The sequence below is a fragment of the Deltaproteobacteria bacterium genome, from assembly GCA_019912665.1.
GTDB lineage: Bacteria > Desulfobacterota > GWC2-55-46 > GWC2-55-46 > GWC2-55-46 > UBA5799.
On the sequence record JAIOIE010000021.1, the window covers coordinates 231,991 to 253,841 of the forward strand.

Sequence of the window (21,851 nt, forward strand, 5' to 3'; positions counted from 1 at the left end):
CCCTCCTTTAAAGAGACCGTATCAGAGCGCTATTGAAACCGGCTGAGGACACGCCCTCGTTTTGAGGCCCTCCTTGCCAAGCCGCTCTTTTAATTCCCCTATGCCGCAAGGGCTTATACGCCCCCTCAAAAACCCGTGGCCCCCTGTATTCCCCAGCATGAACTCGATATTCCCCTCGGTCCTGAACTCCTCGATATCGACCTCGCGCCTATAGCTCCTGTAATGGAGGACCGATGCCGCGCCGAGCGCGTCCGCGCCGGCCTGTGCCGCTTCACACATGTGCTCGGGGACTCCGCACCCGCCTGATGCTATTACCGGCACAGGGAGCGCCTCCGATACCCTCCTTATGAGCTCGATATCATAGCCCAGGCCGGTTCCGTCCATGTCAATGGAGGTAAGGAGCACTTCACCCGCTCCAAACGAAACAGCTTCCATCGCCCATTCAACGGCATCCCTGCCCGAAGGCTCCCTGCCGCTATCGGTATAGGCTTCGTAGCCGCCGCCCGGGGTACGCTTGGCCTCTATCGAGACCACTATGCATTGCGACCCGAAGGTCCTGGCAGCCTCCCTTATGAACCCGGGATTTTTAATAGCCGCTGTATTGATCGCGACCTTGTCAGCCCCGGCGCGCAGCAGCGTCCTGATATCGTCAAGTGTCCTTAAGCCTCCGCCGACAGTGAGCGGGATGAATAGGTCGTTCGCGGTCCTCGCGACTATCTCCGAGAGGCTGTTCCTTCCGTAGAGGCTCGCCACCACGTCCATGTAGATGAGTTCGTCAGCGCCCTCTTCGTAGTATCTGCAGGCGAAATCCCAGGGCTTGCCCAGCACCCGGAGCCCTTCGAGGTGGACCCCCTTTACGAGGTTCGGCCCCTTTATCTCGAGCTTCGGTATTATCCTCAGGTTCCCTGGCATGCGCCCTCCCCGTCCATGAGCATCTCCGCCATCCTGAAATCGAGCCGGTCGTCTATGTCGATCGACCTCTCCCTCGGCATCTCGTAGATGGCGCTCCCGCCGGAGAATATGCTCCTCTCCTTCTTGAACCTCTCCATCCGCCATACGTAGATGGACGAGTTCATCTCATATACCGGGGGCGCGTCCTGCCGCGTGGTGAAAGAGCCGTCTTTAACGAGGCCTACCTTGCCGTCAGGCTTCGTCTCCACCATGTTGAAATATGGGTTTCTCTGCGCCCTTGTGACCGAGAAGACGTTCCCAGCGCTTTTTTCGGCAAGGAGTTCTATGCAGTTGTCTATGTCCTCCGGCCTCCTTAGAGGCGCGGTCACGTGGAGGAGCACCAGTATTTCGAAAGAGCACCCGTGCCCGATCTCCATCTCCTCCACCGCGTGGGCGAGCACGTCCATCGTGCCGCTATCGTCTGCCGCAAGCTCCGCAGGCCTCCGGAACGGGACCTCCGCCCCGTTTTCCAGCGCTACCCTTGCTATCTCGCCGTCCTCAGTAGAGACGATAGTCCTATCTATGTAGCGGGAACCGAGCGCGTGCCCGATGGTGTGGGCGATAAGCGGCTTACCCGCGAGCATCATGACGTTCTTCCCGGGGAGCCCTTTTGACCCTCCCCTTGCGGGTATGACGCAGAGCACCCTATTATTGGCGTACACCCGAGTCCTCCAAAAGCCTGAGTACCGCTATGCCGTCGTGAAGGCCCGGTTCCGGGTCTTCGCCCCTCCTTAGCGCGCCGAGGAAATATGCAAGCTCGTCCTTATATGTGCCGTCGAGCCCAAAGAGGTTCTCGTCATCTATCCGCTCCGTCTTCCCTCTGCTCTCCAGGACGATTCTCCCTTCCACGAGGTCGCATTCGAGTCTCCCAAGGCTGCCCACGACGATTATCCTCCTCGTCTTCCGCCTCTGGAGATAGTCGAGGTGGACGCTGCAGATGAACCCGCCTTCGTAATGGTATATGCCCTCGAAGACGTCCTCGGAGTCTATCTCAAGGGAGCTTACGCCCGCCCTGGCCGTCTTCCACGAGAGCGGGTCGCCGAAGAGGAAACGCATGTAGTCCAGCTCATGGGAGAGGTCGAGGTGCACCCCTCCGCCCCTTTCCCTGCTCGCGCTGTAGCCCTTCCTGTAATCGCTCCCTGGCCTCCAGTACGGCAGGAACTGGCCCGCCTCTATGCGCGCGAAATACGGCGCGCCCACGGCGCCCATCTTTAGCTCCGCCTTGAGCCTCCTTATCGCTCCCATGAACCTCATGTTATAAGCTATGAATACCCTGACCCCGCTCTCCCTTACCGCGCTCACGAGCGATTCGACCCCTTCGAGGCTGTGCGAGAGCGGCTTCTCTATAAAGAGGTCTATCCCCCTTTTGGCGAGCGCGACCGCCGTCTCAAGGTGCTTTCCTGTTTCGTTGGCGAGTATCGCGAAATCCGCGCCCGAGGGCGCTCCCCTTTTCCCGACCTCGTCAATGGAGCCTATGAACTTCACGTTCGGCGGGCCCGACCACTCTCCGGACCAGCGCGAGGTAAGGACCGTCACTCCCTCCATGCCCTCCAGCTCGAGGAGGTTCGAGAGGTGCCTCTTTCCGGCTGAGCCGAAACCCGCCACAAGCGCCCTCATACTGCCGTAAACCCCCCGTCCACGATAATGTTCTGCCCAGTTATGTAGGCTGCAGCGTCGGAAGCAAGGAAGACGACCGCCCCGGATATGTCTTCAGGCGCGGCCATCCTCCCAAGCGGCACCTTTGCCGAGTATCTCCTCACGAAAGAGGCCGGCTGGCCGTTACGGACACCGCCGGGCGAGACCGCGTTCACCCTGATATTGTGTCCGCCGTAACGGGCGGCAAGGTACTTCGTGTAACCGAGTATCCCGGCCTTTATCGCAGGATAGGCCGCTGGCATCGTCATATCAGTCCCGGAGTAGAGCGAGAAATCCGGGCCGACCACGCCGTATACCGAGGCCATGCTTATGACGCTGCCGCCGCCCCCTGCCTTCATCTCCTCGCAGGCGAGGCGGCTCAGGAGGAAATAGCCCCCTAAATGGCTGCTCACGTTCCTTTTCCATGAATTGAATGCGGTTTTTTCGAACTCCTGGCCCCAGTCTTTTGTCCTCGGATATGCGGAGTTTACGAGTATGTCCACCCGCCCGGTTTTTCTCACCGCCTCCCTCAACCCCGCCCTTACAGAGGCCTCGGACCCGATATCGAGCCTCACAAAACCGCACCCCAAGGACTCGCTCAAGCCCCTGCCCCTTTGGCCGTCTAAGTCCGCCGCGACGACGGAAGCGCCTGCTTTCAAAAGCGCGGCGATCGCGGCCCTTCCTATGAGGCCGCACCCTCCGGTCACGAGCGCGGTCTTGCCTTCGCACGAGAAGATGCCCTTTTCAGTTCTCAACGTTTTCCATCCTCTTAAGGCTCATCCTGTACTCGTCCCACTTGCCTATGTCGAACCAGTTCCCCCAGCTCGGGAAGACGCTTACCTTTTCCGGATACCTCTTTTTGGCAAGTGTTATGAGGTAGTCCATGTCCGCGTGCCTCCCCCTTTCGAGGAAGTCGAGCACCTCGGGCTCGAGCACATATGTGCCGGTGTTTATGAAGAAATCGAGCTTGGGCTTCTCCCTTATGTCCACGAACGAGCCGTTGGCCATGTTCAGCACGCCGTAAGGTATGGATACCTCCCTGTGCGAACCGATTATCGTAAGCATGTTACCCTTCTCCCCATGCCACCTGAGTATCTCCCGGTAATCGGTCTCGAGGATGGTGTCGCAGTTCGTGAGTATGAAGGTGCTCTTGAGCCTGTCCTTCAAGAGGCTTACACCTCCAGCGGTGCCGCAAAACCCGTCTTCCTCCACGAACTCGACCGAGTATTGCCGTCTGTTCTCCCCGAAATAGAGCTTTATGACCTCTTTTTTATAATTGAGGACGAGTATGAACTCGTGGAAGCCCCATTCGTGGAGGCCGTCCATTATGTGTTCGATGATGGGCTTGCTGCCGTAGGGGATGAGTGGTTTGGGGAGTATCTTCGTGAAGGGGTCGAGCCTCGTGCCCATGCCCCCGGCCATTATGACGACAGGGTGCCTGAGCATCTCCTGCGGCGGCTTGCCGTTCCCATTGAGGCAGTCGATCCAGGAGATTATGTCAACGAGCTCCCTGTTCCGGTTGAGGACCGGCACGTATTCGATGAGGTGCTTTTTCATGAGCGCCTTCGCCTTTTTCTTAAGGTCCACGACGCTCCGGCTTAAGCAGATGAAGTCCGGCCTCATCACCTTCCTAACCGCGGACGAGAGGTCGAGGCCGTTGATTATGCCCCTCCTTATGTCTCCGTCCGTGACTACCCCTATGAGGCTCCCCAGCTCATCCGTAACGAAAAGTATTTTCTCGCCCGCGTCGTTGATGCTCTGCATGGCGCTCTTTATCGTGGCCTCCGGGCCTATGGTAAGCGATTTGACTTTTTGAGCGTCCATCACCATATCTCCTTTAAGGCCATGAAGGCCTCGGCGTACTTGACGCCAGCTGTTGCGCCCCTCAAGGCGGCAAGCGCCCTTATGCTATCCCTGCTCCTCGGGAACGGGTGCTCCCCTGTTTCCCCGGCGTAGGTCTCCATGATCTCGATCTTCCGCTCAAGGCTCCCGGTTATATCCGAGAAGCTGTTCGGCAGAAAGGCCCTGCTTGCGAAAGGTGGCGCGAACTCCGTCTCTGACAATGTCTCGTAAGCGGATATCCTTCTTATCCACGGGCATCTGAACGCCTTTGCAGCCGAAAGCGCCGCCTCGGAGGCGGCCCTGTGGTCTGAATGGATGTCGCCCGGGTGCGGGAGATATATGGTCTCCGGCTTTAGGACGGAGAACGCCTCCGATAGCCTCTTGATAAGCCCTGCCTTTGGTACAGTATCGAGCCCGGCCGCGGGGAAGCCCAATTTTATTACCTCCCTGAACCCGTATGCCTTCGAAACGGCGATTAACTCCTCGTCCCTCCTCTTCACCCTCTCAATTTCGAACCCCGCTTCAGTAGACATACTGGTTACAATGATCCAGAAGAGCTCATCGCCCCTGTCCGCGTGCTTTAAAAGCGTTCCGCCGCAGCCGAGGGTTTCATCGTCCGGATGGGGTGATATGACAAGCACCCTCACAGGTATTCCCCAGCGGCCGGGAAACGCTCGAATCCGTGCTCGATAAGCTCTATCGCGCTGTCGCCGGTCTTTACGACTATGCTCCCGAGGTTCGAGGAGAGCACCTTTCCTGGCTCAAGCCCGCAGGCAGCCCCGGTTATATTGAATTCCCTTCCCCTCCACACTTTCACTTCCCTGCCGTTGTGGATGCAGTGCGCTCCAGGATAGGGCCTGTAAAGGGCCCGTATGAGGTCGCATATCCTCTTTGTCCCCATCCTCCAGTCTATCTCGCCGTCTTTTGTGGTCCTTTTCCTAAAGGTATTGGCCAAGGAGCTGTCCTGGGGCCTCCGCCTTGCGATCCCTTTCTCAAGCTCTGGTATATGCGCCTTAAGCATCTCGGAGGCTAGCCCCTTGACCCTCTCGTAGACCGTCGAGGCATCGTCCTCAGGTCCGACAGCGAACTCCTCCTGCGCCCATATGTCGCCGGTATCTATGCCGCTGTCGAGCCAAAAGAGCGTGAGCCCGCTTTGCGTAAGCCCGTTGGCTATGGCCCATATAATGGGGTGCCTGCCCCTGTTCCGGGGGAGAAGCGCCGGGTGGCTCCCTATGGTCCCGATCGAGGGGATGCCGAGTATCTCAGGCGGGATTATCTGCGACAGTCCCATTACGAAAATGACATCAGGCTCAAGCGCTCTTATATTCTCTGCTTCGTCCTTTATTCTGCTGAAGTACCTGCACGGTTTCCCGAACTTCCTTGCCACCTCGCCCAGGTCCGCGTAGTCGCTGTTCGCGGAAGCAGCCCCTTTTTCAAGACAGAATATTCCGGCCATAGAGAGTCCCATCCTGAGCATGGTCTCAAGGCACGCGGCGCTAAAGTCCACTCCACCTATGAAGACATGCCTTCTCACGCGGTTAGCTCCCTGAACCTCTTTTTCAGGATTTTTTCGATCCGCGCCTCTTTGATGGCCTCTATAATCTTGCCGCTCGCGTCCCCGTTGCCGTACGGGTTTTCAAGGCCTGCAAGCGTTTCCCTGAAATCCGGCGAAAAGGCTTCTTTGAGGGCCTTCAATATCTCCGTGGACTCAGGCGCCGCATCTATTACATTTGCGGCCCTTATCCTCCCTCCCTGCCTGCCGCCGACGTTTACCACGGGCAGGCCGAAGGAGGGAGCCTCTATGATGCCGCTCGACGAGTTCCCGAGCATTACGGAAGCGGACTTAAGGAGCGACAGGTACGCCACCCTTCCGAGCGAATGGAAGCACCTGGCCGTTTCCGGGTTTCTTTCCGCAAACCTCTCAAGCTCTCCGGAGATTGTGCGTCCGCCTGTATCCGCGTTGGGTAGCGTTATCACCCAGAAAAGGCCTCCTTTGAAATCCGACACGGCCTTCAGGACCTCTCTAAGGCCGCCGGACGGGTCCTCGTCGAGGGTGACCGGATGATATGTGAGTACGCCGATTCCGCGGCCCTTCGGGATGCCGAGCGTTCTATCGACCTCGTCCCGGCCCGATAATTTGATTCTCCGGATGCTATCGAGGCCGGGCGCGCCGGAGCAAACTACTCTCTCAGGGTCCTCGCCCATCTGCACGACCCTTTTCCTGTAAGCCTCGGTCGAGGTGAAATGCAGATGGCTCAGCTTCGTAACGGCATGGCGTATCTGCTCATCTATAAGGCTCTCGGTCGATTCGCCCCCGTGTATATGGGCAATGGGTATCCTGAAGGGCACCGCTGCGGCAGCGGCCGAGAGGACCTCGAACCTGTCTCCCAACAGGACGACCATATCGGGCCTGAGCCTTTCGTATGCCTTTGCAAAGCCCATGACTCCTATGCCCATAGATGCGGCTATCGAGTGCTCGGTATCGGAGCTTAGGAGCATTTCCACTTTCTCGGCTATCGGGAAGCGGTCCATCTCGATCTCCTTAACCGTAAGCCCGAACTCAGGTGAAAGGTGCATGCCCGTAGCTATGAGGCTCAGTTCCAGGGAGCTGTCCTCGTGTATGCCCTTTATTATCCAGTAGAGGAGTCCGTACTCGGCTCTCGTGCCGGTCACGACCGCGACCTTCCGCCTCAAGTCAGACCTCTGCCTCTATGAGCTCGTCAGGGGCGAAGTCCCTTACTGCGGCCGCGCCCACGACCCTGTCCCAGAGCATTGGACTTATGCCGCTCCCCGGCCTTTTGACCGTCAGGTTATCCTTTGAAAGCATCTCGCCTTTTCTTATGGCCCTGGCTGCGACTATGCTCTTCCTGAGAAAAGCCCTGTTCGCCGCCTCTGAGCGGGAAGGCCTCTTAATGCCGTCCCCGAGCGCCTCCTCTATCTTCCTTATGCCTGAAACCATTGCCTTCAATTCTCCGGGCTCAAGCGACGCATTGTGGTCAGGGCCTTCCATCCCCTTATCGAGGGTAAAGTGCTTCTCTATGACCTCTGCGCCGAGCGCGGCCGCCGCCAGCGCCGCCTCTATTCCCGGAGTGTGGTCCGAGTACCCCACCTTTATCTTAAGCGCTTCCCTCAAGGCCGCCATTGCCCGAAGGTTCGCATCCTCCATAGGCGTCGGATATTCGCTATTGCAGTGGAGCGCGGTTATGCGCTCCCTCGGGGTACCTGCGTCTGCAAGGGCCTCTATCGCCTCCCTTACCTCATCCATCTCCGACATGCCTGTCGAGACGAGCACTTCTTTCCCGAGCCCGCCCACCTTCTTGAGATATGGCAGGTTCGTAATCTCTCCGGAAGGCACCTTGAGGATATCGAGGCCGAGGCCGGAAAGGAGGTCTATGCTCTCAAGGTCGAACGGAGTCGAAAGGAACCTTATGCCCCTTTCCCGGCAGCGTTCGATCAAACGGATATGCATTTTCTTATCCAGCTCGTATCTGCGGAGCATATCAAGCTGCGGTCCCTCGTCCGTCGTCTTCACCTGATAATCGGCCTTTTCCGCTCGTCTCGTTACGACTCTTTCCGCGCAGAAGGTCTGGAACTTGACGGCATCCGCCCCGGCCTCGAAAGCCGCGTCCACCATTTCAAGCGCCGTCTCAAGGCTACCGTTATGGTTGACTCCGGCCTCCCCTATTATGAATATGCTCACGTTGCCGGCACCCCCTTCACCAGAATGCCTGGCGGCACCTCATCAATGACCACCGCCCCGGCCGCGATTACCGCGCGCTCCCCGACCCTAACCCCCTGGATAATCGTCGCCCCCGCTCCCACGAACGCGCCATCACTTATTTGGCACCCGCCAGAGACTACCGAGCCCGGAGAGAGGTGCACGTGACTCCCTATCCTGCAGTCGTGCTCGACTATTGCGCCGGTATTTACGATGGTATTTGCGCCTATTTCGGATCCAGCTTGCACCGTGGCAGCGGCCATGACCTGCGCGCCCTCGTTTATGGCAGCGCTCCCGGATATGATTGCCCTGGGATGTATGAGCCGGGGCAGACTGAATCCGGCCCCCTTGAGCATTTTGAAAATCGAGGCGCGCCTTGAGTTGTCTTTCACGCTCCCTACTGCCACGCACGCATTCCGTATGCCGCACGAAAACAACCCCGGAATGAGCTCATCACCTCCGGCGACCTTGACATCTAAGACCAGCGTTCCTGGCGCGAGATTGGGGTCCAGTACAGCCTCCACCTCGAAAGCATCAGATGATGATATAAGCTCCATAAGGACCCTGGCGTGGCCTCCGCCCCCTATGAGCACCAGCCGCTCCTTCATTCGCCCTTGAGCGCGCGGTTTATCTCCGCTGCCACGTGCTCTATCTCATCACTCTTCAGCGCTACTCCACTCGGTATGTTCAGGCAGCTCCTATAAGCCGCTTCCGCGTGCTCTATCCTGTATGCCTGGCAACCCCTGTACATGGGAAGGAGGTGGACCGGCTTCCAGAGGGGCCTCACCTGTATGCCCCTTTCGGTAAGACGCCTGATAAGCGGCCCCCGCCTCTTCTCCCCGACCCTAATTGTGCAGTGCCAGAAATTGCTCCTGGCCCAGGGCTTCTCCCACATGAGCCCGGCACTTTCCATGAGAAGCCTCCTGTAGGACTCGGCGTTCCTCCTCTTGTTAGACACGAACTCTTCGAGGCGCTCCAACTGGGCAACCCCCAGCGCGGCCTGCATATTGGTAAGCCGGTAGTTGTAGCCGACCTCGTCGTGCTCGTACTCGAAGGCGTCCGTCTTGGCCTGCGTCGTAAGGTGCTTTAGCCTTACGGCAAGCGCGCGATCGTCCGTTACGACCATTCCGCCGCCGCCCGTTGTAATAACCTTATTTCCATTGAATGAGAAACACCCTGCCGCGCCGAATGTGCCGGTTTTCTTGCCCATGAACTCCGAGCCCAGGCTCTCGGTTGCGTCCTCTATGACCTCGATATCCCTTCCGAGGCACGCATCCACCAGCTCGTCCATCCTTGCCGGGTGGCCGAAGACATGCACCGGCACGACAGCCTTCACACGCCTTTTTGTCGTCCTGTTATAAGTGAAGCCGTCCTTACCCCTGAAGCACTCATTTTTGAGGAACGTCGCGAGCTTTGCCGTATTCATGCAGAGCGTGTCCGGGTCGCAGTCCATGAATACGGGCTCTGCGCCGCAGTATTTAACAGCGTTCACTGGCGCGACGAATGTTACGGCAGGGACCACGACCTCGTCACCTGGCGCTACCCCCAGCGCTACCATGCTCACATGGAGCGCCGATGTGCCGTTGACGGTAGAGACGGCCTCATGGGCTCCCGTATATGCGGCAACGCTCTTCTCAAAGCGCGTAACGAAAGCGCCTGCTGACGAGACCCAGCCCGTGTCCAGGCACTCTTTCACATACTTCCATTCATTACCCGATATCTCGGGCTCTGAAAGGGCTATTCTGATGGGTGCCGCATCAGATGTTATAGATACCGTGCTTGTAGCCATCCATGTTCTCCGTGGCGCTAAACCACTCGACAGTTTCCCTGAGCCCTTCCTTGAGGGGACGAGCCGGGGACCATCCAGTAAGCTTTTTAAGCCTCTCAACGCTCCCGCAGAGCCTTTCGACCTCGCTCCCCGAGGCCCTAACCCTGTGGTCATCCCTTAGAATCTCCGCGCCCCGGCCCGTAATCTCGGCTATCGTCTCCGCGAGCGCGCGAACCGATATCTCCTGCCCTGTCGCGATGTTGATATCCGTCCCGGGCTTCGCCTCTGATTTCGCTATCCTCACGAAGCCCTCGACCGTGTCCTTGACGTATACGAAATCCCTGGTAGGGTGGAGCGCGCCTAGCTTCAACTCCCTATTCCCTGAGAGTAGCTGGGTTATTATGGTCGGGATTATCGCGCGCGCGGACTGCCTCGGCCCGTAGGTATTGAATGGCCTTGCTATGAGCACGTCCTGGCCAAAGCTCTTTACGAACGACTCGGCAAGGGAGTCCGCGGCTATCTTCGTCGCCGCGTATGGGGATTGCGCCTGCCTGGGGTGCTCCTCGTCCATGGGCGCGTATCTGGCCGTGCCGTAGACCTCGGATGTGGAAGTGACGACGACCCTTTCTACGGAAAGATCCCTTGCGGCCTGCAGCACGTTGAGAGTCCCTTTTATATTAGTGTCCATGTAGCTCTCAGGTGAGCGGTAGCTGTAGGGTATGCCGATGAGAGCCGCAAGGTGAAAGACCGCCTTCGAGCCCTCGACAGCCTTTCTTATGCCGTGCGGGTCCCTTATATCGCCGGTAACGACCTCGACTGACTTCAGCGCCTCGGAAGTGATGCGATCGAGCCAGCCCCAGGAATTAAAAGAGTTATAGCAGACGAACGCCCGCACCTCCGAGCCTTCTTTTAGGAGTCTTTCGACCAAATGGCTACCGATAAAGCCGCACGCCCCTGTCACAAGGACCCTCTTGCCTGAAAGTTTCATACCTGCCATCCTGTCAAAACATCACAGTGAGGACCCCGGCGGTAACCGCTATCTGGTAGAGTATCTGGGTGAGGTCTTTCGTCTCTTTGAGCCACGCTATCTTGTCTACCTTTTCCGGGACCACTATCGTGTCCCCGGGGTCGAGCCGCTCGGACATGAGCCCCCCTGAAAACCAGCTCCTTCTGTCGCTGTCCCACCTTAAGCCCCAGCTCCCGCTGCCGCTCATGGCCGTGCCGTCCACCTTGAGAATGTAGATCGCCTTCCTGTCCGCGTCGGCGGTTATGCCCCCTGATTTTCTGATATAGGAGGATACTGTCGCGTCAGGTTCGTGCACGAACGCCGTCTGGTTAAAGACTGCGCCCATCACCTGGACCTGGTCGGACCGGGACGGCACGAGGAGCTCGTCACCGTCTTCCAGGGCGATGTCGTAGACCGATCCCTCGAAACTTCCGAGGTCTTCGAGCCTTATGCTGATCCTGCCTGACGCCTTTGCGGCCCTGAGCTTCTGTAATAGCGCGATCTTCTGCTCCTTTGCGCTCTGTATCTGCCGGGCCTCATCAGCGCCGAGCGCGCTCATCGCTGAATCGGCCGACTGGCTCAGTATCTTCTGCTCAAACCTGTCTATGGCGTCGTCTATGTTCTTCTGCTGAAGCTTCCGGACCGACTCCCTGCTGAAGACCGCGCCTTTGAGATAGGCGTTATCCGAGAAGCCGCCCGCCCTCCTTATGACCGAGCTCATCGGCTCTCCCTTCCTTATGATATACCGTCCGGGGAAGGCGACCTCCCCCTTGAGCGAAATGTACATCTCGCTCCTCCACTCCGGAATCCTCTTCACATGTATGCTGTCGTTGGGACTGAGGGGCAGGTTATTCGCGGAGTCTCCGGCCAGGGCCCTGGCAAGGTCTATTTTCCTGTGCCTTATCTCATACCTGCCCTCCTCTACGACACCGGAGGCGAGCTCCGCCTCTTTGAGGTAAGCTGAATCGAGGACTCCGCCGGAGGCAAAAATCAGATCCCTTACCGTCCAGTTCGAGGCGTACTCGTACCTGCCGGGCTTTCCGACCTCCCCCTTGATCGAAACGAAACGATTTGGCAAGGTCTCTCGTATGGAATGTATTACGACCCGGTCGTCCGGCCGGAGCCTCAAATTATGCTCCTCGTCAGACGCCATCGCCTTTGAGAGATTGCGCTCCATTGATTCGATTGCCCGCGTCTCGGGGTCCGTCCTGTACACTTCGAACCCGCCCGACGAAGCCTCCGGCGTGAGACCGCCGGTAAGGAGGACCAGGTCCCTGACTGTGAGATTATCCCTGTATTCGAGCTCGCACCGGGTCCGCTTATCCTCATATCGGGCCTCCTCCAACCGGTCCTGGTCCTTCTGCCGACTTTCTTTCGCATCACGCGCCAGGGTTTCCAGCTCAGGCTTGACTATCTCCCGGCCGGGTCTTTCTTCGGCTCTATAGTCTGTTCCTTCCCGCTTTAGATCCTTTTTCAAGCCTTCCTGATCATCATGTTTCTGCCCGGGTGTTTCATTTCTCTTCTGTTCAGGGGCAGTCCGCTTTCCCTCCCTTTCCAGCCGATCCACCGCTTTTTCCTTACTATCCCTGGCTTCAAGCACGAAATCAGAGCTGCACCTTACATCGCCTTCCAGCGCTACCCTGGGCCTTTCGGAGAAGAACCACCTGGAGAAAACAAATACCGTGTCCCTGGGCTCAAGGAGGGGGTCATCTTTTCCGGAAAAGACCGACGCGAGGCTGAACGGGACCAGTTCCTGGTTCATCTCCGGCGGCCTCAGCCTTTTTATGAGCCCGTAATCGAGATGGGCCTCTTCATCGACGTCGCCCTCGCTTTTTATTATGTCACCGAGTCTCATGCCGTCCTTGAGCTCGTATTTCCCCGGCCTTTTGACCTTGCCGCGGACGAAGACCGCGTTAGCGTCCTTCTCCGTTATCGCGAAGACCTTTACGAGGTCGCCGTCCTGGAGCTTGAAATTGCCCGCAGCGCCCCTGTCTTCCGCGTTTATATCGATAACGGTTCTTTTTTTATTCCCGTCAAGCCTCTCAACCTGCACCCTCTGCGTGAACGCCGTCGGTATGGCCCCGCCCGCGACCTCCATGACTCCCGCAAGGTCGAAGACGCGGTCCAGCTCGTAGACCGCGGGCCTTTTTACGTTCCCCGCCACCCCCACGAGCGGCCCGACAGGAGGGACGAATATGACGTCGCCGCTCTGGAGCCTTCTGTCCATGGAGTTGTCGCCCTTCAAAAGGAGGTCGTAGAGGTCCATGGAAGCTATAGCCTTTCCGCCGCGCTTAAGCTCGATATTCCTCAAAGAGCCAATGGACGAGGGGCCGCCCGAGAGCATGAGCGCGCCGGTAAGGGTCGACATGCCGTTCACTACGTAGGCCCCCGGCTTTTTCACCTCGCCGAGGACAAAGACCTGTATGCTCCTGAACTTCCCCATCGTGATGCTCGCCTCGGTGCCTATCGCGCCCCTTATGCGGCCTGAAAGGGCCTTCTTCATCTCAGCGAACGTCAAGCCGCCGACCTGGACCGGCCCTATATCCGGTATGTGCACCGTTCCTTCCCGGCTCACGGTAAGCGCGTACTGTCCGCTCATCCTGCCCCAGATGAGGACGTTCATCTCGTCGCCGGGCCCGATCACGTAATCCGAGGCGACCGGAGCGTCCTGCAAAAGCACCGCCTGGTTCGCCTTGAAGAGCTCGTAGCCGAACGGGTCGAGGCTGGTTGAGACCTCGAGGGGCTCAGGGCTTGAGAGGAACCTTTCAAAGAGCGACTTTGCGGAAGGCTTTTTCTCCCTGTCGGCCTCATCAGGGATGGGGGGGGCGCTGCCCTTGCATTCCCTCTTGTATTTTATGGAACTGGCCTCACTCCTGTCCGCGCCAGGAGGAAAAGGCCAGCCCGCCTCGCCGGAAAGGAAAGCTTCTTCTTTCAGCGGTAATGGCTTGCTCCCCATGTCCTTTGATTTAAGGAGGTCCCTTCCCTTTGTAGCGTCCCTGGGGCTTAATTCGATATACTCGGGATCAGTCCTGAAGGCCTCGACCCCTTCAGCCGTAAGCGCGGCTCCGGCCTCTCCTCTTTCGGCGCAAATGTCTTCCGCAAAGACCTCGGAGACGAAAAAGAGCAGGACGGATAAAAAAAATACGGCTAATCTCAAACCCAAACCCCCGGGACACCGGCCCCTGTCATAGTTATTGTTTTCGTAAAAAATGCAGGTCTCCCGCTCCTTTGGGCAGGCTGGCACACTCGCGGCCTGGACCAAAAACGGGCGCATCCAGAGGACCTCTTTTTTAGAAGCTCGGGAACAGGTCTGGTTCCCTGGGCGCCCGAGTCATTAGGGAAGCCCTGAAGTGTGCCGGGGCACATTTGGGGGACAGAGCCTCTACTCTGACCTCTGCCGCTATCCGCTGTACAGGATGAGTTTCAGGGAGCTTCTGGCAAATAAGGAGCTGCCAGAAGCGGGACCAACCCTGAGCCGAAGGAATATCGGACAAAGGAGGGTTGAATCGCCGTGCTCAGGATGTGATTGCCTTGATGAAAGCGGGATGGAATCTTCTGAGGTGCGTGTTTGATGCGGTCCTCGGATGCTGGCTTATATATATCGGGGTTTCAGACTTTTGTCAACTCAGTGAGAAAACCTCGTTCATTACCATTAAAACTAAAGCTCGTATTGACGGACTAAACAATCCAGAAAGCCTTGAAGGTCCAGGATGGGAATAGACGGGCTTTAAACGGGGTTGTTTACCTGCCCCGCTGAAAGCCGGGCTCCTTGCCTGATATAATGTTAATTAGTACTCTTTTCGAATCTCCAGCCAAGCAGGACAAAACAAAAAGGAGGCGGCTATGGCAGGGTATCTGACCGATATCGAAAAGAAATCGCTTGAGAACGGGTATTTCCGCGAGGTCCTCTTTACGGGCCCGAACAGCCAGCTCGTTGTAATGGCGCTCGCGCCGGGCGAGGACATCGGCATGGAGACGCACGACGACGTGGACCAGTTCATAAGGGTCGAGGCCGGGACCGGAACTGCCGTGCTGGACGGCAAGAAGCACAAGATACAGGACGGCTCCGCGGTCGTCATCCCTGCGGGAACGGAGCACAATATAGTAAATGACTCCAGTGAACCGATGAAGCTCTATACGGTCTACTCGCCTCCCGAGCACCCGCATGGCACGGTCCACAAGAACAAGGCCGAGGCAGAGGCCTATGAGAGGGAGAAGCACAAGAAATAAGCTCAAAGAATAACTTCCAGCCGGCCCGTTTCTTCTGTATCATATCGGGATAAGACGATGTTTCTCCCGACTACGGAAAAAGAAGCCAGGGCGCTCGGCTGGGAGCGCCTGGACGTTATACTCGTGACCGGCGACAGCTACATCGACTCGCCCTTCATAGGGGTCGCTGTCATCGGGAAGGTGCTCGTGGACGCGGGCTACAGGGTCGGGGTCATCGGCCAGCCGGACCCCTCCGGCACGGATATCCTGCGCCTCGGCGAGCCGCTCCTTTTCTGGGGCGTGACCGGCGGCTGCATAGATTCGATGGTCGCGAACCGCACTGCCTCCGGCCGCCGCCGCATGAGCGACGACTACACCCCGGGGGGCTTCAATGACAGAAGGCCGGACCGGGCCGCGATCATCTATTCCAACCTCATAAGAAGGCATTTCAAGGGGACCCGCCCCATAGTCCTCGGCGGCATAGAGGCGAGCCTCAGACGCATCGCCCAATACGACTTCTGGACGGACTCTATAAGGCGATCCGTCCTCTTCGACGCAAAGGCCGACTACGTCCTCTACGGCATGGCGGAGCGTTCGGCGGTCGAACTCGCCGACCGCCTTAAAAAAGGGAAGGACCCTTCCGATATACGCGGGCTCTGCCATATCTCCAAAATAGCTCCCGAAGGCGCGATAGAGCTCCCTTCCTATGAGGAATGTGTCTCAAACAAGAACGCCTTCACCAGGGCCTTCCGTCTCTTCTACGCAAATAACGACCCGGCGACCGCCCTGCCGCTCGCACAAAGGCACGGAGACCGCTATCTCGTCCAGAATCCTCCGTCGGAATATCTGACCGGAGGGGAGCTTGACCGCGTATACGCCCTCGGGTACGAACGGGACCTTCATCCATTTCACAGGAAGGACGGCGAGGTAAAGGCCCTTGAGACGATACGCTTCTCCATCTCCACTCACAGGGGCTGCTACGGCGAGTGCGGCTTTTGCGCCATAGCCGTCCACGAGGGCAGGCGCGTAAGGAGCAGGAGCCGCGCCTCCATCATTGCTGAGGCGGAGGAGATGGCGAGGCACCCCCTTTTCAAGGGCAGGATACACGACGTGGGCGGGCCCTCGGCCAACATGTACGGTAGCGGCTGCTCGAGGATGGAAAAAGATGGCTGCTGCCCGAAAAAGAGCTGCATCTCACCGAAGGTCTGCCCGCTACTTAAACAGGGGCACGAAGAGCAGATTTCGCTCTTGAGGGCCCTCCGTTCAGTCAAGGGGGTAAAGAAGGTGGTAGTCGCCTCGGGCATCCGCCACGATATGGTGCTTGCGGACAGGAAAGACGGGGAGAGTTACCTTAAGGAGCTCGTCACACACCATGTCTCAGGCCAGATGAAGATAGCGCCGGAGCACACGGAAGACGGCGTGCTCCGCATGATGGGGAAGCCCGGCTGCGACAAGGGCGCGCTTCTAAGGTTCAAGGAGCTCTTTTACAGGTTTACAAGGGAGGCGGGGCTCAAGCAGTTCCTTTCATACTACCTGATGGCAGCCCACCCCGGCTGCTCTCGCGAGGACATGAAAAGACTCCGCGCATTCGCGGTAAAGGAGCTCGGAGGGATCCCTGAGCAGGTACAGGTCTTTACGCCCACCCCATCGACCTATTCGACCCTCATGTACTGGACCGGGCGCGACCCGTTCACCGGGGCCCCCTGCTACATCGAGAGGACCAGCAAAGGCAGGGAGGAGCAGAAGGCCATTCTCTTTGGCCAGGGCGCCGGAAAGGATGCCGCCAAAAAAGGGAACTCAGGCCCAAAAGGAAGCGGCCCCAAAAGTGGCCGCTGAAATCGGGCTTGGGGCGGCCTTTTCCCGTCCGCGCAAATGGAAAATGGCCTTGACAACCAGCCTTGTTAATATTATTTTGTTGGTTTAGGATTTCGGAAAATGGCCAGGTAGCTCAGTCGGTAGAGCAGGGGACTGAAAATCCCCGTGTCGGGGGTTCAATTCCCTCCCTGGCCACCATTAAAATCAAGGGGTTACGGAATTTTCCGTAGCCCCTTTTTATATACTCCGCTTACTGGTTGCTTACTGGTAGGCGGGCCTTACTACCGCAGCACCTTTTCAACCTGGAAAATTACGGCCTTCGCATTCCATTCCCCCCGCTCACGAGCTCCAGATATCCCTGCATCTTCCATGTCCCGCCTGATCAATGGCGTTTTCTGAACCCTCTGGAGCTCGACAAATGAATCGTTCAAACTCTCAAGCGGCGAGATTGCCGTATCCAGATTAGCCAGACTAACTCCTGTACTCTAAAGTCAGCATTTACGACTGCGGGGCAGTAAATAAATATATTGTGTTGGTCGCAATAATACGATATAAACCGGCAATTGCGAGTAGACCTCATTATGGGGTAAATTCAAATCAAATTCGCAAATTTATTAAGGCCAACTCCCCTAACCAAGCCACAAATGAACTGCAACCTGATGAAAAACAACAAAGGTTTTTGCAAACTACTGTCCTTATTCTGTTTAACCATATTCCTGCTTACAGGGTGCGGTGGCGGAGGGAATGATAGCAGTCAAGCCTCCGCAAAACTTGCCTCAAACGCCAAGGCTCTCGATCAAAACACCACAGAAAACCTTGCTTCAGTTTCTGAGGATGGCGCCTTGCTTATCTTCTCGGGAACTACCTCTCAGATAGAATCGCTGCAAATAGGAGATGTAATTATCTCCGGTATTGCAACGGAAACGCCCGGAGGCCTTCTTAGAAAGGTGGAAAGCATCTATACCGCGCCAGACGGCACGGTGCAGGTGACGACAAGCGAGGCAATGCTGACGGATGCGTTCGAAGAACTCCGTATAAAGGGAACAGTCACATCCGATGCCGGAGCCGCGGCTTTTACCAGGTCGGCATCTATAGACCTCATCCCGAAGATCACTTATAAAATCCCTGGCACCAATCTCGGAATTTCCGGCGATATTGATGCGACCATGTCTGGAGATTATACGTACAGCCCCATGTTGGATTACGATATAGATATTGGCCTGCGTAACCAGAAGCTCAAGTTTATTTTAAGAGGTCCCGCCACCCTGGATATGGATGTCGCCGTTAACGCGATGGCTGGAGTAAGCATTAATAATAATGTTCCACTCAGCGCATTGCCTATATACATTGGTGTTGTTTCAATTCCAATTCCAGTCCCTCCATTTGCGATAGTTATAACCTTTGAATTTATCCCTAGCGTCGGCATAGTTTTTTCTGGCGAAAATACTTTTGACAAGACTTACGGATTCAGGTCATCCGCAACCATTGAGGCTGGCCTTGATTATGAAAACGGCAACACCACACTGGTCTCTTCATTCGAAGATTATAATTATACTCCCTATTCACATGATGGCTGGGCTGGCATTGGGTCAGCCAAATTGTATTTCAGCCCGAAGATCGGGATGTATATATATGGTGTTGCCGGACCATATTTTGACCCGCGGCCTTATGGAAAATTTTCGAGTTTGTACTCTTCTTCTGGCAACCATGTGGAGGCAGGGGTCGGCATTTCGGGCAATATTGGTGGGGAACTGAAATTTTTGACTAAGTCACTGGCTGGCATCAATCTCGAGATTGCTGATATTTATTATCGTTTGTGGGCCTCTGAAGACACCGGCCCGCCTTCAATGCCGACGGATCTTACTGCCATGGCCGCCTCTGTCAGCCGGATTGATCTCTCATGGACCGCTTCAACCGACGATGTAGGCGTGGCTGGATACATGATTTACAGGGGCGGCACCTTAATAGATACTACAACAAACACGACGGCATCAGACACTGCGCTATCCCCTTCAACGAGTTACTGCTACTCGGTTTCGGCGATCGATGCGGCTGGTAATGAGTCTATTTATAGCTCTACTGTTTGCGCAACTACCCTATCCGCACCGGATGAGTCTGCTCCCACTATACCCACTGGATTGACAGCCACAGCTGTCTCGTCATCAATATACCTGAGCTGGGCGGCTTCATCTGACAATGTAGGCGTAGCCGGGTACAGGGTTTTCAGAAACGGGGCTCAAATAGGGACATCCACGACCACATCCTATGCCGATACCATGCTCCCGTTCGGTGAATACTGTTATACAGTCCGTGCATACGATGCGGCGGGCAATGCATCTCAAAGCAGTCTCTCAATATGTACGACTCTCTCTCCACAAACTCTCACGGCGATAAACGCAGGATTCTGGCATTCTATAGCTCTCAAATTAGACGGCACGGTATGGTCCTGGGGATATAATTTTAACGGCGAGCTTGGAAATGGCACTAATGCAGACAGCAACATCCCCGTGCAGGCTAGCGGGCTTACGGGGGTGGCCGCAATAGCCGGTGGAAACCGTTATACCATAGCTCTCATGGCGGACGGTACGGTATGGGCCTGGGGAGACAATTACATCGGCCAGCTTGGGAATGGCACTAATGCAGACAGCAACATCCCCGTGCAGGTTAGCGGGCTTACCGGGGTGACAGCAATAGCCGGGGGAAACACTCATACTATTGCTCTCAAATCAGACGGCACGGTATGGACCTGGGGACAAAATGGCCACGGCCAACTTGGAAATGGCACTAATGCAGACAGCTACATACCCGTGCAGGTTAGCGGGCTTACCGGAGTGACCGCAATAGCCGCGGGAAGCGATCATACAATAGCTCTCAAGTCGGACGGCACGGTATGGACCTGGGGATATAATTTTAATGGCGAGCTTGGAAATGGCACTAATGTAAGCAGCAGCATCCCCGTGCAGGTTAGCGGGCTTACCGGGGTGACAGCAATAGCCGGGGGATACAATCAGACAATAGCTCTCAAGTCGGACGGCACATTATGGACTTGGGGAGTTAGTTTCTACGGCCTTGGAAATGGCACCGATGTAAGCAGCAGCATACCCGTGCAGGTTAGCGGGCTTACCGGAGTGGCCGCAATAGCCAGAGGATACGATCATACTATAGCTCTCAAGGTGGACGGCACGGTGTGGTCCTGGGGAGGAAATGGCCACGGCCAACTTGGAAATGGTACTGATGTAAGCAGCAGCATACCCGTGCAGGTTAGCGGGTTTACCGGAGTGACCGCAATAGCCGCGGGATACCATCATACTATAGCTCTCAAGTCGGACGGCACATTATGGGCTTGGGGAGCTAATTACTTCGGCCAGCTTGGGAATGGTACGGATGTAGGCAGCAACATCCCAGTGCAGGTGAACGAGTTTTAATAATTAAAAGTTTCTCTGCATCGGTTAGGTTTGCTGAATTTGATACATCTCTCCAGATAAAAATACTTTTTTATACTCTGTTCGTTATAGTTTCCCATTTTTTGTTTTTTCAAACTCTTCCCAAGGTATTTCTTAAAAGATAAAACTGCCTACATAAGTCAGGCAAAAAAGCCGTAACGTATTAATAAAAAAACGTGAATCCAAAATGGAACATTAGCTGAAAATCCCCGTGATCTGGGGTTCAATTCCCTCCATGGCCACCTTTAAAATCAAGGGGTTAGCTGACATTGGCTGACCCCTTTTCTTTTTGGATCATAGGACCAGCCAGGGCCGCGTAAACCCTTCAGAGCCTGAATAGTTCTGCCTTACTATATTATAAAGCCCTGCCCTGGACTTATTATTTTGTCTTTTCAGGTTTAAAAAAGAGCCCGAAGTCTGGAATCGGAATAGAGTGTTTTTATTGGATTATGCCTGACTTTTCTTGTATCATTCCGCATAAAGAAGATCGACACTGCAAGTACTTTCTCCCGGATGACGAGCCAGAACAAATTCCCGGTGTCACTTAGAAGTAGAAACGGCTGGGCCGAGCTTTTTGAGCTCAAAAGGACCGCCGAGCCGCATGTGCATCAGATAGAGCCCACGAACAGCTGTCCCTATTCCTGTGTCATGTGCCCAAGGCCTTCCCGCATGGAGCGCGAGGTCGGGTTCATGGACTTCTCCCTTTATCAGAAGATAATAGATGAAATTTCCGGCTTCTCAGAGCCCGTAAGGGCAAAGGAGATCGAGCTTTTCCATTTTGGCGAATCCCTTCTCCATCCTCGCGTGCACGATATGGCCGGGTACGCCTCGGGCAAGGGCCTCAAGACGACCCTTTCCGTGAACGCGCCCGAGCTTACGCCGACCGTCCTGGATAAACTGGTCGAAAACCGGCCGTTCAGGATAATTGTATCTTTCGACGGATACGACGAGGAGAGCTACAGGACAATACGCGGCAAGTCCGCCGACTACGTTAAAGCAACGGAGAACATCGCTAATATCGCAAGGCTACTCAACGGGAATTCCGGGCTCGGTGGCGTTAACATAGCGCTCCGGATAATCCGCCTTAACGCTAATGACAGGCGCATAGAAGAGTTCAGGCGCGAGTGGGAGGATAAGGGCGTGCCCGTGGAAGTGCGCGAGTTCTTCCCCTGGACCGAAAAAGAGCTCGTCCCGCTCGGGGAAGTGAAAAAATACCCGCCTTTCATGCCATGCCCATTCCCCTGGCAATACCTGGTTGTCCAGTGGGACGGCACCGTGGTCCCGTGCTGCCGCGACTATAACTCCGCAAACGTTATGGGGAACGCGGCCGTATCGACTCTCAAGGATATTTGGAATGGCGAAATCTATTCCGGCTTAAGAGAGCAGCACCGCACCGGCGAGTACGGGACGAACTCTTTCTGCAAAGGCTGCATGGACATCTTCTACACCGAGGGATAGGATTCT

17 protein-coding genes and 1 tRNA gene are annotated in these 21,851 nt (G+C 56.3%); 5 read left to right on the plus strand and 13 right to left on the minus strand.

Translation table 11 applies throughout. The features are described 5' to 3' along the window. Nucleotides 1-21: 21 nt before the first annotated feature. From K8I01_10525 to K8I01_10585, 13 genes are read right to left on the minus strand one after another with little or no spacing between them, the layout of a single operon-like run. A complete protein-coding gene (locus K8I01_10525) occupies nt 22-912 on the minus strand; it encodes an imidazole glycerol phosphate synthase cyclase subunit (GenBank protein MBZ0220852.1) in 891 nt (296 codons plus the stop codon). Continuing rightward, complete coding sequence (locus K8I01_10530; protein ID MBZ0220853.1) at nt 897-1,613, minus strand: acylneuraminate cytidylyltransferase family protein; 717 nt, start codon at nt 1,611-1,613, stop codon at nt 897-899. Before K8I01_10530 ends, K8I01_10525 begins: the two co-directional genes overlap by 16 nt. Next, nucleotides 1,600-2,568 carry a Gfo/Idh/MocA family oxidoreductase gene (locus K8I01_10535; GenBank protein ID MBZ0220854.1) on the minus strand — a complete coding sequence of 323 codons (969 nt, stop codon included), beginning with the start codon at nt 2,566-2,568 and terminating at the stop codon, nt 1,600-1,602. Before K8I01_10535 ends, K8I01_10530 begins: the two co-directional genes overlap by 14 nt. Further along, the gene (locus tag K8I01_10540) at nt 2,565-3,341 is read right to left on the minus strand and encodes an SDR family oxidoreductase (protein ID MBZ0220855.1); all 777 of its coding nucleotides are present in this window, start codon (nt 3,339-3,341) and stop codon (nt 2,565-2,567) included. Before K8I01_10540 ends, K8I01_10535 begins: the two co-directional genes overlap by 4 nt. Next, the gene (locus tag K8I01_10545) at nt 3,331-4,410 is read right to left on the minus strand and encodes an NTP transferase domain-containing protein (GenBank protein MBZ0220856.1); all 1,080 of its coding nucleotides are present in this window, start codon (nt 4,408-4,410) and stop codon (nt 3,331-3,333) included. Before K8I01_10545 ends, K8I01_10540 begins: the two co-directional genes overlap by 11 nt. Next, nucleotides 4,410-5,081: a PIG-L family deacetylase gene (locus tag K8I01_10550; protein ID MBZ0220857.1), complete on the minus strand. Its 672-nt coding sequence runs from the start codon at nt 5,079-5,081 to the stop codon at nt 4,410-4,412. The genes K8I01_10545 and K8I01_10550 overlap by 1 nt, the downstream gene beginning before the upstream one ends. Beyond that, the gene (locus K8I01_10555; protein MBZ0220858.1) at nt 5,072-5,962 is read right to left on the minus strand and encodes a methionyl-tRNA formyltransferase; all 891 of its coding nucleotides are present in this window, start codon (nt 5,960-5,962) and stop codon (nt 5,072-5,074) included. Before K8I01_10555 ends, K8I01_10550 begins: the two co-directional genes overlap by 10 nt. Then, a complete protein-coding gene (gene neuC, locus K8I01_10560) occupies nt 5,959-7,122 on the minus strand; it encodes a UDP-N-acetylglucosamine 2-epimerase (GenBank protein ID MBZ0220859.1) in 1,164 nt (387 codons plus the stop codon). Before neuC ends, K8I01_10555 begins: the two co-directional genes overlap by 4 nt. A 1-nt stretch (nt 7,123) precedes the next feature. Then, a complete protein-coding gene (gene neuB, locus K8I01_10565; protein ID MBZ0220860.1) occupies nt 7,124-8,128 on the minus strand; it encodes an N-acetylneuraminate synthase in 1,005 nt (334 codons plus the stop codon). Beyond that, nucleotides 8,125-8,754 (minus strand): acetyltransferase, encoded by a 630-nt coding sequence (locus K8I01_10570; protein MBZ0220861.1) that lies wholly within the window; start codon nt 8,752-8,754, stop codon nt 8,125-8,127. The genes neuB and K8I01_10570 overlap by 4 nt, the downstream gene beginning before the upstream one ends. Then, entirely contained in the window at nt 8,751-9,935 is a 1,185-nt protein-coding gene (locus K8I01_10575) for a LegC family aminotransferase (protein MBZ0220862.1), read from the minus strand. Before K8I01_10575 ends, K8I01_10570 begins: the two co-directional genes overlap by 4 nt. Beyond that, entirely contained in the window at nt 9,904-10,902 is a 999-nt protein-coding gene (locus tag K8I01_10580; protein MBZ0220863.1) for an SDR family NAD(P)-dependent oxidoreductase, read from the minus strand. Before K8I01_10580 ends, K8I01_10575 begins: the two co-directional genes overlap by 32 nt. Before the next feature lie 13 nt (nt 10,903-10,915). Then, on the minus strand, nt 10,916-14,077 hold the full coding sequence (locus K8I01_10585) for an SLBB domain-containing protein (protein MBZ0220864.1): 3,162 nt from the start codon (nt 14,075-14,077) through the stop codon (nt 10,916-10,918). A 686-nt stretch (nt 14,078-14,763) separates the two neighbouring features. On the opposite strand from K8I01_10585, the gene K8I01_10590 reads away from it, so the two are divergent. From K8I01_10590 to K8I01_10610, 5 genes are all read left to right on the plus strand, one after another. After that, entirely contained in the window at nt 14,764-15,150 is a 387-nt protein-coding gene (locus K8I01_10590; GenBank protein MBZ0220865.1) for a cupin domain-containing protein, read from the plus strand. Between the two features lie 57 nt (nt 15,151-15,207). Further along, nucleotides 15,208-16,965, plus strand: a complete 1,758-nt coding sequence (locus K8I01_10595) for a YgiQ family radical SAM protein (protein ID MBZ0220866.1) — start codon at nt 15,208-15,210, stop codon at nt 16,963-16,965. A gap of 101 nt (nt 16,966-17,066) precedes the next feature. Continuing rightward, nucleotides 17,067-17,142, plus strand: a tRNA-Phe gene (locus tag K8I01_10600). A gap of 461 nt (nt 17,143-17,603) precedes the next feature. Further along, on the plus strand, nt 17,604-20,369 hold the full coding sequence (locus tag K8I01_10605) for a hypothetical protein (GenBank protein MBZ0220867.1): 2,766 nt from the start codon (nt 17,604-17,606) through the stop codon (nt 20,367-20,369). Between the two features lie 555 nt (nt 20,370-20,924). After that, on the plus strand, nt 20,925-21,845 hold the full coding sequence (locus K8I01_10610) for an SPASM domain-containing protein (GenBank protein ID MBZ0220868.1): 921 nt from the start codon (nt 20,925-20,927) through the stop codon (nt 21,843-21,845). Nucleotides 21,846-21,851: the final 6 nt, after the last annotated feature.

What these genes read in the sequence shown, in the direction of transcription:
- K8I01_10525 (MBZ0220852.1), bottom strand. Translation starts at nt 912, where the DNA reads ATGCCAGGGAACCTGAGGATAATACCGAAGCTCGAGATAAAGGGGCCG.
- K8I01_10535 (MBZ0220854.1), bottom strand. Translation starts at nt 2,568, where the DNA reads ATGAGGGCGCTTGTGGCGGGTTTCGGCTCAGCCGGAAAGAGGCACCTC.
- K8I01_10545 (MBZ0220856.1), bottom strand. Translation starts at nt 4,410, where the DNA reads ATGGACGCTCAAAAAGTCAAATCGCTTACCATAGGCCCGGAGGCCACG.
- K8I01_10570 (MBZ0220861.1), bottom strand. Translation starts at nt 8,754, where the DNA reads ATGAAGGAGCGGCTGGTGCTCATAGGGGGCGGAGGCCACGCCAGGGTC.
- K8I01_10575 (MBZ0220862.1), bottom strand. Translation starts at nt 9,935, where the DNA reads ATGGCTACAAGCACGGTATCTATAACATCTGATGCGGCACCCATCAGA.
- K8I01_10580 (MBZ0220863.1), bottom strand. Translation starts at nt 10,902, where the DNA reads ATGAAACTTTCAGGCAAGAGGGTCCTTGTGACAGGGGCGTGCGGCTTT.
- K8I01_10590 (MBZ0220865.1), top strand. Translation starts at nt 14,764, where the DNA reads ATGGCAGGGTATCTGACCGATATCGAAAAGAAATCGCTTGAGAACGGG.
- K8I01_10595 (MBZ0220866.1), top strand. Translation starts at nt 15,208, where the DNA reads ATGTTTCTCCCGACTACGGAAAAAGAAGCCAGGGCGCTCGGCTGGGAG.
- K8I01_10605 (MBZ0220867.1), top strand. Translation starts at nt 17,604, where the DNA reads ATGAAAAACAACAAAGGTTTTTGCAAACTACTGTCCTTATTCTGTTTA.